Origin of the sequence: Mucilaginibacter agri, from assembly GCF_009928685.1 — a bacterium.
GTDB lineage: Bacteria > Bacteroidota > Bacteroidia > Sphingobacteriales > Sphingobacteriaceae > Mucilaginibacter > Mucilaginibacter agri.
The window spans coordinates 341,277-354,575 of sequence record NZ_WWEO01000044.1; the positions used below are offsets into that span (position 1 = coordinate 341,277).

General features: G+C 43.0%; 9 protein-coding genes. 1 reads left to right on the top strand and 8 read right to left on the bottom strand.

What is annotated here, in order from left to right:
• Positions 1 to 26: 26 nt before the first annotated feature.
• The gene (locus GSY63_RS17755; protein ID WP_166587176.1) at positions 27 to 347 is read left to right on the top strand and encodes a DMT family transporter; all 321 of its coding nucleotides are present in this window, start codon (positions 27 to 29) and stop codon (positions 345 to 347) included.
• Between the two features lie 55 nt (positions 348 to 402).
• Here GSY63_RS17755 and GSY63_RS17760 read toward each other — a convergent pair whose 3' ends face one another.
• The 8 genes from GSY63_RS17760 to GSY63_RS17795 form a co-directional block, all read right to left on the bottom strand.
• A complete protein-coding gene (locus GSY63_RS17760) occupies positions 403 to 1,452 on the bottom strand; it encodes a glycoside hydrolase family 130 protein (protein WP_166587177.1) in 1,050 nt (349 codons plus the stop codon).
• A gap of 55 nt (positions 1,453 to 1,507) precedes the next feature.
• A complete protein-coding gene (locus tag GSY63_RS17765) occupies positions 1,508 to 2,677 on the bottom strand; it encodes an alginate lyase family protein (protein WP_166587178.1) in 1,170 nt (389 codons plus the stop codon).
• Positions 2,678 to 2,681: 4 nt separating this feature from the next.
• Positions 2,682 to 5,141: a glycoside hydrolase family 2 protein gene (locus tag GSY63_RS17770; RefSeq protein WP_166587179.1), complete on the bottom strand. Its 2,460-nt coding sequence runs from the start codon at positions 5,139 to 5,141 to the stop codon at positions 2,682 to 2,684.
• Positions 5,142 to 5,170: 29 nt separating this feature from the next.
• The gene (locus GSY63_RS17775) at positions 5,171 to 6,367 is read right to left on the bottom strand and encodes an alginate lyase family protein (protein ID WP_166587180.1); all 1,197 of its coding nucleotides are present in this window, start codon (positions 6,365 to 6,367) and stop codon (positions 5,171 to 5,173) included.
• A 9-nt stretch (positions 6,368 to 6,376) separates the two neighbouring features.
• Positions 6,377 to 7,831, bottom strand: coding sequence for a RagB/SusD family nutrient uptake outer membrane protein (locus GSY63_RS17780; RefSeq protein WP_166587181.1), 1,455 nt, complete (start codon positions 7,829 to 7,831; stop codon positions 6,377 to 6,379).
• Positions 7,832 to 7,850: 19 nt separating this feature from the next.
• A complete protein-coding gene (locus GSY63_RS17785; RefSeq protein ID WP_166587182.1) occupies positions 7,851 to 11,003 on the bottom strand; it encodes a SusC/RagA family TonB-linked outer membrane protein in 3,153 nt (1,050 codons plus the stop codon).
• Between the two features lie 185 nt (positions 11,004 to 11,188).
• A complete protein-coding gene (locus GSY63_RS17790; protein ID WP_166587183.1) occupies positions 11,189 to 11,995 on the bottom strand; it encodes a DUF4350 domain-containing protein in 807 nt (268 codons plus the stop codon).
• Positions 11,996 to 12,246: 251 nt separating this feature from the next.
• Complete coding sequence (locus tag GSY63_RS17795) at positions 12,247 to 13,278, bottom strand: LacI family DNA-binding transcriptional regulator (RefSeq protein ID WP_166587184.1); 1,032 nt, start codon at positions 13,276 to 13,278, stop codon at positions 12,247 to 12,249.
• Between the last annotated feature and the right edge of the window lie 21 nt (positions 13,279 to 13,299).

Below are 13,299 nucleotides of genomic sequence, written 5' to 3' on the forward strand. Positions count from 1 at the left end.
TGCGCTTATCTTTAAAACAAGGCATTATGACATGGGTTGCACTTATCATCGCTGGTATACTTGAAGTAGTATGGTCGTACTTCATGAAACAGTCGCAGGGGTTTACAAAACTTACCCCATCAATTATCACTATCATTTCAATGTTATGCAGTTTCGCACTTTTGGCGTACGCCATGCGTTCACTGCCGTTAAGCATAGCTTATCCCGTTTGGACTGGCATAGGTGCCGTCGGCGCATTTATAATCGGTATAACTTTATTAGGAGAACATATAAGTGCGGTAAAAATTGCCGCGGGTATTTTGATCATTGCCGGCGTTATAATGATGAAATTTTCCTCCAGTCATTAATTTATCAGACAACAAGTATTTATTAAAATTTGAGCTGGTTGACTTTTCCGACGAATCATACATTTAAAGATTTTAATATTTCAGCTATCGAAAACTTAGCCGCACACACAAATTCATCGGCAGCACCGTAATAGATTGTTATCGTGTCGCCATCAACAATGTGCCCATTAGTGAATACTACATTGCCGAAAAAACCACTGGTTTCGTAAGTTTCCGTGGGCACCATCAAGGGTTCGTTACTACGCGCAATTATCTTTGAAGGGTCATTTAAATCCATTAAAACTGCCCCTAAACAATATTGATGTTTATAGTTAGCGCCGTGGTAAATTTCCAGCCAGCCTCGGTCTGTTTTAATAGGTGCTGCGCCTGCCCCCACCCTGGCATTATCCCAATGATCTTTACGGGTTTTGATAATGCATTTATGATTACCCCAATGCAAACCATCAGGTGATTGGGCAAGCCAGATAAAATTGCCACCCAGATCTACACTGCTTGGCCGATGCAGGGCATAATACATACCGTTGATCTTTTCTTCAAAAATGGCGCAGTCTTTATTATGAGGTGGAAATATTACGCCGTGCGATTCGAAGGTCTTCCAATCAGTAGTGGTGCGTAAGCCTACTGTCACCCCGTTTGAGGACACCGCTGTGTAAGTGAGATAATATTTGCCTTCGAGAAAAGTTACCCGGCAATCTTCAATACCAAAAGCCTCTAACATTCCCCTACCAAATAGCGGCGCATAACCTTCGGGCTCATAAAATTTAATGCCATCATCACTACAAAGCAGGCGCAGATGCGAAAGCGTGGTAAGGTAATCCAATCCCTGGAACCGCACTACCCTGGCATCGGTATTAATGAGTTCGGGGTGCTTATCAGGAATTTCGATGATAGAGGTTTTGCCTTCCTCATCAATAATAGGCACCAGGATCATTCCCTCTTTTGCGGCAGTATTTTCCGCTACTCTAACAATCAACCAAATCTTACCTTCGAACCTGAATACGCCGGGGTTCAACAAACAGATAACCTGCATGCCGGCCGTGCTTGGATGCACATGAGCGGGGCGTAATAATGGGTTTTCGGGGAATCGCTTTGCTAAGTCTGCCATTGTAGTGTATTATACCAAAACAACCTCCGAAATAATTATTTGTTGGCTGTAATTGTTAATTCAGCCAGATTAGCGGATGACGCACCGGCAGATTACGAATAATCTCTTCATCGTTCGGATCATGATCTAAAGCCTTCCAAATATTTAACCAATTTTGATCTTGATACGCCGCCGCGCCAAATATCAATGCCGGTTGGGCTACCGGCCAGCTTTCCCAATGCATAACATCGTGCGGGTATGGCCATGTATTTTTATCTTTTAGATATGGCTCTAAAAACGCAATCCCTTTTTTTATCGACTTGCCATCGGCCGTTTGATACTCCCAAAGATTATCGTTTTTAGTGCTCAATATCTGGCAAATAGTACTCATAGCATCAAGGTTAAATATCGAGTAGCCATAGGGCTTGGTACGTTTTAATTCCAACGGAAAACTACCGTCGGCCGCCATTTGAGTCGGCAGCAACACGTCTTTATATCTATCTGCACAAAATTTCATCAACTCACTGTTGCCGGTAAATTTGGCAAAGCATGCTACCTGCATAGTCCAGCAGGTGCCGTGATTATTTTTAGCGTTCATCTCGTCTTTACCATATTGGTGAGTAGTGAGCCATGTTAAATACTCGCTAAACCATGATTTTATACCCATCAATGTTCCCTGATCTAATGACGATGAACCCTCCAATACCTCTACCCCCTGCGCCACTTCCATCAATTGTATAGTATCAATAATACCTATCCCCCTACCCGTTGCGACGCCTTTTATTGCCTGCGCATATTGCAGGTTGGGATTCATGAAGGTTTTTTTATCAATAAACCAGGCTTTCAGGTGCAAAACGGCTTGCTTTACATATTTTTCGTCATGCGTGATTTTGTAAGCGGATGCTAACGCCCCGATAATTCTGCTGAAACGGATCATAGCCAGTCTGTGTGCCACAAAATTTTGCGGATTGGTTAAACCATCTTTTTGGATGTAAGGCCCGGCTGGATTATCCGGATTCGGCCACCAGTAATCACCTTCCGAATAGAAATCGTGTTTGTCGCCGGCGCTTCGCTCGCTACTTTCTGCAGTAACAGTTATGGGCTGTTGTTTCATAGCCCATTCTGCTTCTTTTAAAATATAGGGTTTTAATGTCGCCTCGGCTTGCTGTTCAATCGACTTATTTGTAGAGAAACCACAAAACCCTAACAACGCAACAAACAATAAGATCGATAACTTCAGGTTCATTTTCTTATAAATTTAAGAACACCGTTTTCAGGCCTGGCGACTGAGCACCAACTACGCTATTTCCACTGTTAGTTTTAATGCTGATAATAGCACGCCCATTATAAGCCTCCACCTTACGCGAACCACTTGAAGTACCCAGATCATCCAGCAGTATACCATCGCCCGTAAGCGAAAAGTTAATGCGGTTTGCAGCATCAAGGCATTGCACGCCTTTGTTATCATAAATAGTGACCTGCACTGTAGCAATACCATCTTTATCCGCGATTTTGGTTAGCACGAGTTTGGCCGGCTTATCCCATTTTTCGGTTTGGTAAATTTGGCTAATGGTATCCGTTACTGTAACCTTGCCTTTGTGTGCTATAACTTTAATATCATTTTTGCCTTTGTTGAACACTACTAACCAGCGCAGACCTGCCGCCGGAAAATCCTGGCTGTCGCGTTTTTTAACGCCGTAACTTTTACCATTTACAAACAGCTCCGCATTATCGGCATTTGAATATACCTTTACCATCTTTTGCTCGCCATCGTTGCCCCAACGTATCGGCCAACTGTGGCCATAAATATGGACCATGGGTTTTGTAGTCCAATAGGATTGGAAAACGTAATAGGCTTCTTTCTTTGTAAAATCGCGTTCTACCACCCCTTTTTGATTCATGTACGGCACGGGGTTATCCGGGCGGATTGGTGTAGAGAAATCCTTAAACACCCAAAATGCCGAACCTGTTAACCAGGGCATGGTTTCTTGTTCTTTCAAGTGCCAGTCGAACAAGTTGCAGATATAACTTTCGCTCCAGTCACCGTCTTTAGATACGCGAGCAGCACCGCCAATCAGGGAAGCATCCCCCAGGCGTTCGTCGGCCCCGCCCCCTGTTCTAATTTTAGCTAAGGCGTTATCCGGATTTTCGGAGTGGCGTAGCGCATGGCTGTCCCCTCCCCACTCCGCGTGGAAAAAGTGCGGCACCTTACCAAACTCGTCTTCCGTTATCTGTTTGTACTCGGTATAAACGCCGCGATACCAACCCGCCCAAATGGATGGCGAATACACATCTGGAATATCTTTACAGAAGTCGCACCTGCGGATGGTTGTTTTGCGCGAAGGATCGAGCTTATGCGCCAAATCGTTTTGCTCGCTCATAAAAGCGTGGATCTTGGCTTTATCAAACTTCGGAAAATCACCTTCCCAATCGTTCTCATTACCCAGCCCCCATAAAATAATAGACGGGTGGTTATAGTGTTGCTGAATCATATTGGTGAGCATACTGCGAGCCTGATTTTTATACTTTTCGCCACCTAAACCGCCACGACACCAAGGTTCTTCTTCCCAAACCAAAATCCCCAGGCTATCACATAAATTTAAGATGGTGCGCGATTGTTGATAATGCCCTAAGCGGATAAAGTTCACGCCCATATCTTTCATCAGCTGCATTTCCTGGCGCATCATGCTATCGGTCATGGCTTCGGCTACGCCAGCATGGTCTTCGTGCCGATGGGTGCCACGTAACAACAAACGTTTACCGTTAAGATAGAATGGGCCTTTATCTGCAAATAAAAAGCTACGAAAGCCAATCTTTTCTGTTTGAGTAAAGGTTTGTCCATTTGCAGACGCCGTTACTTCAATGGTATATAAATATGGGTCATCAGGCGTCCATAAATGAGGCTTTGCGATTTTTAGCTTACAAACCGGAATGGCTTTATCATTGACATCATTTGCCGAATAAGTGTTTTTTAAAACTACTTTCCCGCTGGCATCTTTAACTTTTAATTCACCTGCAACCTGTTTAATATCATCCGGATTATATAAGCTGATCTGCGCATTAACCCAACCTTCCCTGCTTTCCGGATCTACACTGGCATTAGCATATAATTTATCGACGCCAAGTTGTGGCTGATAAATCAGATTAAGGTATCGATACAGACCGCCATACACATTAAAGTCTGACAATTGCGAGGGAATGCTCTCCAGATCGCGCGAATTATCGCAACGTATCTCGATTGGAATTTTGCCTTTGAATTGTCTTTTGAAAACATCGGTCTTTTTAAAATCTTCAACCGCCTTTGTAATATCAACCGACCATTCATCGTATCCACCCAAATGTGCACCCACCTTTGTCGTGTACACATAGACATCCGTACGCTGACCGGCACCTTCAAAATGGAGAATGGTTCGGCCGTTTGGATATGGATTATCAATATTTAACTTAGTGCGATACCAACCTGGTCCCTGATAATAGTTTACATCTGGATCAACGGCGTCGCGCGAATTGAAGCAGTGCGGCAACGTTACATTGGTCCAAATCGGCAGGCTTTCGGGGTTGCCGGCTGTTACAGGGCGCACCGCTTCCCATACCCCACCAAGATCCTGCCTTAAAAATTCCCAATTGTTGTTTAAGCGCGTTTTCTGTTGCGCGAAAGTAAAGCTGTTGCCAAGTATCAGTGTTAATAAAAGCAGACTTAGCTTTTTCATGAGGTTCATAGAAATAGATATAGATAGTACTAATTGAGAAATTGCAACGGCGAATTAGCCGGAAACTGATCATAAAACGCATTGAAAGGAATTTCGGTGTATTTACCATCGGCAGCGTGCATAATATGCTTCATATTGCCATAATCAAACTTACCGATTTCGGGGTAAGTCCACTCCTTTTGTTTAAGGGCATAGGGTAATAAAAAAGCAATAGCGCCTTTGATTCCTTTGCCATCAAGTGTTTGCTGATGCCACAAATCCATATTTAATTTGTCTGCAATTATAGCTAGACGACACCACGCGTTAAGATTCATTGTTGAGTAATCCCACGATTTGGTACGCACCAACTCCAAAGGCTGCATACCATCGGTTGTAAATTGCTGATCGATACGTGGGATGGTAAATTCTTTGATCACCTTAACGGCCAATTGCTTATTGTTAATAAACAATGCAAAATCAGCTAATTGCATATCATAATTAGTACCGTGGTTATTAATCTGCGAGCGTTCTTCTTTTCCGTTTTTACTGTTTAGCAACCAGTTAGCATAGCTTATAAACCATTGTTTAATACTGGTGATTAAAGCAGAATCGAAATATTTGCTACTCTGTAAAAGCGTAATAGCGTCGGGTATATTGGTAAGGCCAACTGTTTCGATAATACCTATCCCCCGGCCATTATTTATACCGGGAATGTATTGGGCATAATTAAGGTTAGGATTCATGCGGGTTTCGGCATCAATAAACCAAACCTTTAATAACTGGCGCGCCTTTTCGGCATATTGCTGCTTACCCGTAAAATGGTATGCTAGTGCCAGGCGTTTTACACTGCTGCTCATTTTACCCATCTGGCTGGCATCATGCAGCAAATAGATCTCGGGATTTCGACGACCATCTTTACGGATGTAAGGCTTGCCATTTGTTTTCGAAGAATCTGCCCACCAATAAGGTGCCTGGCTCACGTAATCATGTTTGTTGTTACTGGGAGCCAGCTTGGTTTTCTCGAACGTTACCGAATATGGGCCAACTTTCATTAAACTATCGGCATCTTTAATTAAATCATTAACCGCCTTCAAAGTGGTGTCTCCTTTTTGATATTTTCCATCAACCTCGTTCAACACTTTTCCATCGAGTAGTATAAAACTAAAATTACCGACTTTGCTTTGCGCAAAGCCGGTATAATCAAAAACTAAACTCAATACAAATGCGCTAAAAAGTATTTTCAGCATTGGCATAAATTAATATCCAGGGTTCTGTGGCTTCAGGTTCGGGTTAGCGTCCATTTCTGTTTGCGGTAAAGGCAGCAGTAATGAGTTATCAGTAGCTGTGAAACCGTTAATGTCTTGTTCCACTTGTTTAAAGCGACCTAAACGGATCAAATCCCAACGGCGATGACCTTCTACACAAAGCTCACGTGCACGGTCTTTAACTAAAGTATCAACAAATGCGCTTGCAGTTGGTGTATTAGCCAGGCTTAAATGATACGCATTCATACCGGCACGATCGCGAACCGCATTCAAACCATCAAATTTGGTTGGATCATTTGGATTGATATTATTAAGTGCCTCAGATTGCATCATCAATACATCTGCATAACGTAATACGATCCAGTTCATACGCGAGTTGTTAGACCCCGCCACCCACTGTGCATCGCGATATTTGTAGATGTATGGTGTAACAGTTGCGGTACCAACCTTGTTAGATACATTCCAGGCCTTTCTTTTATCCGGGCCGAAATAGGCGTTATTAAACAACCAGGGATTGGCAGTAAAAGACCCCGAACCGCCTAACCCAGCTGGCGAGAACATACGTACCGTAATATTTTGTGTAGTGCTGGTACTGTTATTACCAAACTGCACCGAAAAGATATTCTCTGTTTGCGTTGGATAATATTTTTTATCCCAGTTAAATACATCGGTATAATCGGCCATTAGCTTGTAAGTGTTGGCTGCAATAACCTTATTACACTCAGCAAGAGCATTTTGATTGTCGGCAGCATCGGCAAATTTAGTGCTTGCGCGTTGCAGGTAAACTCTGGCCAGCATGGCAGAAGCAGCGCCCGATGATACCATCCCCTTATTGGCTGAGGTGATCTTATCTTCGGTAAAGCAATTAGCCTCAGCGTATTTTAAATCACTTATTACCTGCTCGTAGATTTTGCTAGATGCTGTGCGCGGAGGCAACAAGTTCGGGTCGGCCGTGCTGGTGATAGGTGCAGTGATCAACGGTACGTCGCCGAAGCTTTTTACAAGATCGAAATAAGCCATACCGCGTAAAAACATGGCATTACCCACAATGTTATTTTTTGCCGCGGCATCCATATTAATACCCGGAACGTTAGCAATAACATCATTAGCACGGCTTATTAGTTTGTAGCTATTTACCCACCAATTATTGATTTCGATATTATTTGAAGTATAAGTAAGCTTATACATATCAATACGTTCCTGATTTTGCGTAAGCAGTGGAACCAGGCAATCGCCGGATAGCTCACCCATTATGTAAACAGTACGCTGGTAGTAAGCCTGTGGCTGCAGCTGGCTGAGCACACCGTTTATAGCAGCCTGCGCATCTGTTGCGTTTGTATAAAAGTTAGTATTGGTTAAAATACTGTATGGTTTTTCTTCCAATTGCTTTTTGCATGATGATAACGCCAAACCAGCAAAAGCACATAGTATATAGATCTTTCTCATGTTGTTTTTCTTAATTGATTTAGAAACCAAGTCTTAAGCCTAAAGTGTATGTTTTGATGTTTGGATAAGGGTTATAGTCTGTACCCAAAGAGGTATAGTTACCGCTTGAGTTGGAGTAAGAGTTAACCTCCGGATCGTATCCGCTATACTTAGTGATAGTGAACAGATTTTGGCCGGTAACATAAATGCTGGCCGTGCGGAACACCGGTGTAAGTTTAGACAAAGGCAAATCGTAAGTTAAGGTGATAGTTTTAAAACGCAGGTAACTACCGCTCTCTAAAATATCGCTTGTTGGGCCTAAGCTACGGCGCAGGGTACTACCCACGCTTGGCAGGGTATTGCTTGTGCCCGGACCAGTCCAACTTTGGGTTAAAACGTAGGCCAGTTTATTATCGGCTACAGTTCCGTTTTCGCCCTCAATTAAGTTCTCGTTCATAATCTGGTTGCCATAAACACCTTGCAGCAATACAAACAGGTTGAAGTGACCGACAGTAAGACTACTGTTGAAACCATAGCTAAATTTAGGTACAGCCTGACCGATAATCGTTCTGTCGGAAGCGTTGATCAGGTGATCGCCGTTAAGATCTTTGTATTTGGGATCGCCAGGTTTTACTGGGGTGGTTATACCACTTGCTGCGATCTCCGCTTGACTTTGCCAGATACCATCAAACACATAGCCGTAGAAAGAGCCGATTGGTTTACCCACCTGCAATATCCCGGCGCTATTACCGCCCGGATATAAGCTCGAACTTACGTTACCAGTTAATTGGTAAGGGATACCGCCAAGGTTTAGTACCTTGTTCATGTTGCGCGAAAAGTTAAAGTTGGTTGTCCACTTAACCATTTTGCTGGTGATGTTAACCGTGTTTAATGAAAACTCAAAACCTTTATTTTGGATATTATCGCCATCTAAATTGGTAAGAGCCGTAGTGAAACCAGTTGTTGCCGGAATGGTACGGTAGAATAATAGTTTAGATGTTTTCTTATCGTAATAGTCGGCCGTAAATGTGATGCGATTTTGCAGCAAACCTAAATCCAGACCGATGTTAAAAGATTTGGTAGATTCCCATTGCAAGTTGGCATTACCAATATTATTTGGCGACGTACCAACCACCCTGTTGCCATTTAGTACATAGCTATTGAATGCATATTGCGAAAGAGAGTTATAAGCGCCGATGTTAGAGTTACCGGTTTCGCCATAACCGCCGCGTAATTTCAAATCACTGATGGTTTGAATGTTCTTCATGAACTCTTCGCTCGATACACGCCATGCCACAGCACCCGATGGAAATGTACCCCACTTATTGTCATTACCTAAAACAGACGATCCGTCTCTACGTACGGACACTGTTAATAAGTAACGGTCCATTAAGCTATAGTTCACTCTGCCGATAAATGATGCCAAGGTATTTTTATTTGTGCTCGATGCTGACGATAAGCTCGAGCCAACTGAGAGATTATCTGTACCTAAGTTATTGGTAGTTAATTGCTGAGATGTAGCTGTGCTGCTGGTATATTTAAACTCCTGGTAAGTAAAACCTGCCAGCGCACTGATAGAGTGGATACGGTTGATTAGTGTATTGTAGCTCAACGTATTTTCGTTTAACCAATTGAAGTTGGTTGGGGTAATGATCTGTGCAAAACCTCCCGACTGTGCACCCAAGTAGGTGGTGCCTGGTCTGAAGATTCTTTCGCGGTTAAAACGATCGTCAGTACCCATAGATACTTTCAGCTTTAAGCCCTGAATAATATCATACTCGCCATAACCATTGGCAAATACGCGGAGATTATTGGATACATCGGTATTTAAACGCGCCGCTGCAACAGGGTTACCTAACACTGTTGTGTAACCCGATGGGCCGTTTTGGAAGGTGTAAGCACCTGTTGCGTCATACACCGGCACGGTTGGGCTGGCACGCAAAGCATCGAGCAAGGTACCTCCGGTGCTACCACCGGCTGTATTTACGTTAGCCAAATTCTGCTGGTCATATGATAATTGCGAATTTAACCCAAAGCGAAGTTTGCTGCTGATGTTATGCGTTAAATTAAACCGCAAGGTTCCGCGTTTGTAACCAGAGTTAATAATTATCCCCTGCTGATTGAAGAAGCTGCCGCTTACCAAAAATTTGGTGTCCTGGCTTCCTCCGCTTATAGACATGTTGGCGTTGGTTACGGGAGCCGTTCTGAACAATTCTTTTTGCCAATTGGTACCTTCTCCTAAACCATCAATTTGCGCCTGGGTAAATGGCAATGCTGCGGTAGGCGTAATTATTGCCGTTACCTGGTTTAGGTAGGTTGCAAATTGTTGTGCATTCATCATGTCTAACGTTTTGCCTACATGCTGATAACCGGTATACACATCCGCTGTTACTGTCTTTTTACCTACGCTTCCGTTCTTCGTAGTAATAATTACCACACCGTTGGCTCCACGGTTACCGTAAATTGCGGTAGAAGATGCATCTTTCAACACATCCATAGAGGCAATGTCATTAGGGTTAAGCGAGGTGATATCGGCACCTGCGAAACCATCAACCACATACAGCGGATCGCTGCTGAAATTGATAGAGTTTGTACCCCTGATACGTACTGTAAATGAAGCCCCAGGTTGGGAGTTAGACTGCGTTACCTGCACACCACTTACCTGCCCTTGCAACAATTGCGCAGTACCAAATACCGGCGTTTTCTCTACGTTGGTTAAGGCTACCGAGCCTACAGAACCGGTAACGTCGCGCTTTTTCTGCGTACCATAACCAACTACCACCACCTCGCTCAGGCTTTTGGAATTGCTTAGCAATTGTACATCAATTTTAACGCGGCCACCAACTACAACTTCTTTGGTATCGAAGCCAACAGAAGAGATAACCAGCGTAGCATTTTCTTCGGCAGTGATGGTATAACGACCACTAACATCTGTAGTGGTACCTTGTTTAGTACCCTTAATTAATACAGCTGCGCCCGGAAGGGGCAGATTCTTATCGTCGACAACCACACCGGTAATCTTTATCGGGGCGGCTGCTTTATTAAGGGCCGGGGCAGCCTTGTAAGCTACATTTGCCAAAGCAATATGCGCTTTGGTGTTATTTGCCGATGCACTACCCAGCAGAAATAGCATGGGTACAGCCGGTAAAATAGTGCGCTTTAATATATCTAAGTGTAAAGATTTTCTCTTCATATTGTTTATATGCGGTTTGAATAAACTTTTATTTTTTGGCAAAAAAATCCCCATACAACTCTCGTTGTTCATTTTTTTGGTAATGAGCGGGACTTTAATAAGATCGGGCAGTCTGGCACCCCGGTCTGAATATTAGTCGTTCTTTACTCTTCCATCCATTAAGTTTTTGTGTAAATACTGAGGGTTTATTTATTGGTTATCTTAATGCCGCCAACCTGGGATAATAGCCATTTGGCGAGGTCGCGGGCTGCATTGTCATTATCAAAATTTGCCGGTAAACGGCCATTAACATATTCATTGTATAGCCATGGGTCGCCTACTGCAAACACAATTCCTTTGCCGTATTTTACTATGGCGGCTATTGTAGCTCCATTAGTAGATTTAAATGCAGGCTTTGCATTTCCTTTTAATTCGATGCTGCACACATCTTTTAAAAAAGCGGTTTTAGTGGTTTTAAAGATTGGGTTGTTAGTCATTACAACCGCACCATCGGCAAAGTGGGCATCGTCTATCACATGATTTTGCAGATCATTATTAAAATGCATGCCGAAGCGGCCCGCCAGTATATTAAAATGTGGTAATTCTACATTCGCACTGTCATTGGCCATCAATACCAGCACACCACCAGCTTTAACCCAAGCGGCAATTTCGTCGGCATCCTTATCACTCATGTAGTTCGGTTGCGGGTTCTCCTTTTTGGTATCCGGGTCAACAATAATGTAAACGTTAGATCCTTTAAGGTTTGCAACAGTCGGCGCAACATCAAGACTATTTAAAGTTGCTCCCTCCTGTTTAAACATCTCGCCCCAAATAGAAAAGCCTGTGTTAGCCTTATCTTCCCACAGATAATGAAACCTTTGCGATGTACCATCTTTAGCAGTATGGCTTTCGTGATTAAAATAATAGTCGAGCGTAACAGTTTGTGCAACAGTTACACCATAGGCAAAAGTTAACAACACGAAGAGCGCACTAAAAAATAGTTTACGTATCATTTAAATCACAAATTAATAAAAGGTATTGCAGCGGTTATAATTGGTATTTCATCTTTGCGATGGTCTGCATTTATCAAAAATACCTGATTAGATAAGGATTTGAAGAGTTTACGGATATTTATTTACGAAATCGTTTTCGCAATTAATACTTAAAAAGCCGCCGTAGTCAATCGTTTTAAGCGCAAGCAACTAGTTTCGCCCCAATACACTAAGCACATTATTAGATATGCAACAAAGCGAAGCTTTTGTTATTATTTTTTAATTGAAGATTTGCGTACAAGCAATTGTGTGGGAAGTACTGCGGTTTCAAATTCTGTTACCGGCCGTTTGCTTGTGATGAGGCTCAGCAACATTTCGGTAGCCTTTTGCCCAATCTCGAAGCCGGGTTGAGACACGGTGGTAAGCGGCGGATTTAAAACATCGGCCAAAGTAGTATTGGTATACCCGGCCAATGCGATCTCATCAGGGATTTTGATTCCCATTTTATTGATAAGGAATAAGGTTGTTGTGGTGATCCTGTCCGAGGTAGTAAAGATGGCATCCGGCTTAGGGTTCATACTCAACAACTCATTGAGTGCGTTCTCAATTTCGCTAATGTCCCTGCCACCGTGCGGGCAGTATTTAATATAGTTTTCTGGTAATTGGATGCCGGCATCTGCCAAAGCCTGATTGTACCCTGCCAATCGCTCTTTGGTAATTGAAATATTTGGGGGGCTGGTTATATGAGCAATTCGCTTAAAGCCTGATTCTATAAGGTGCCTGGTTGCATGGTAACCCCCATTGTAATTATCTGCGATTACTTTGTGGGTTTCTATCTCGTTGGTAACACGATCGAAAAAAACAATTGGCAAACCTTGTCTGTGTAGCTTTTGCAAGTGTTCGATATCCTTGGTTTCGGTAGACAGTGATATCAACAGACCATCAACCGAACGATGTGTAAGGTGACCAACGTTTTTTACTTCCAAATCATAAGATTCATGAGTTTGGGTGATGATCACATTGTAGCCCTGGCTATAAGCAACAGATTCGATCCCATTAATTACTTGGGAAAAAAACTGGTTTTCAATAGTAGAAACAACAATCCCGATAGACTTGCTTAGTCCCTGTTTTAAGCTTTGTGCAATAGGATTAGGGCGATAGTTATTTTCACGGGCATATTCTAAAACCAGCTTTTTTGTTTTCTCGCTGATCTCATGACTATCCCGCAACGCCTTCGACACTGTTGATACAGAAAGTTTTAACTCCTTCGCAATGTCCCTTATTGTAATAGCATTAAAGTTCATATTGGCCCTCCTGTTTTCGGG

Bases quoted from the DNA above. Each gene is read 5' to 3' on its own strand.
- GSY63_RS17755 (WP_166587176.1), top strand. From the start codon at position 27: ATGACATGGGTTGCACTTATCATCGCTGGTATACTTGAAGTAGTATGG.
- GSY63_RS17760 (WP_166587177.1), bottom strand. From the start codon at position 1,452: ATGGCAGACTTAGCAAAGCGATTCCCCGAAAACCCATTATTACGCCCC.
- GSY63_RS17765 (WP_166587178.1), bottom strand. From the start codon at position 2,677: ATGAACCTGAAGTTATCGATCTTATTGTTTGTTGCGTTGTTAGGGTTT.
- GSY63_RS17770 (WP_166587179.1), bottom strand. From the start codon at position 5,141: ATGAAAAAGCTAAGTCTGCTTTTATTAACACTGATACTTGGCAACAGC.
- GSY63_RS17775 (WP_166587180.1), bottom strand. From the start codon at position 6,367: ATGCTGAAAATACTTTTTAGCGCATTTGTATTGAGTTTAGTTTTTGAT.
- GSY63_RS17780 (WP_166587181.1), bottom strand. From the start codon at position 7,831: ATGAGAAAGATCTATATACTATGTGCTTTTGCTGGTTTGGCGTTATCA.
- GSY63_RS17785 (WP_166587182.1), bottom strand. From the start codon at position 11,003: ATGAAGAGAAAATCTTTACACTTAGATATATTAAAGCGCACTATTTTA.
- GSY63_RS17790 (WP_166587183.1), bottom strand. From the start codon at position 11,995: ATGATACGTAAACTATTTTTTAGTGCGCTCTTCGTGTTGTTAACTTTT.
- GSY63_RS17795 (WP_166587184.1), bottom strand. From the start codon at position 13,278: ATGAACTTTAATGCTATTACAATAAGGGACATTGCGAAGGAGTTAAAA.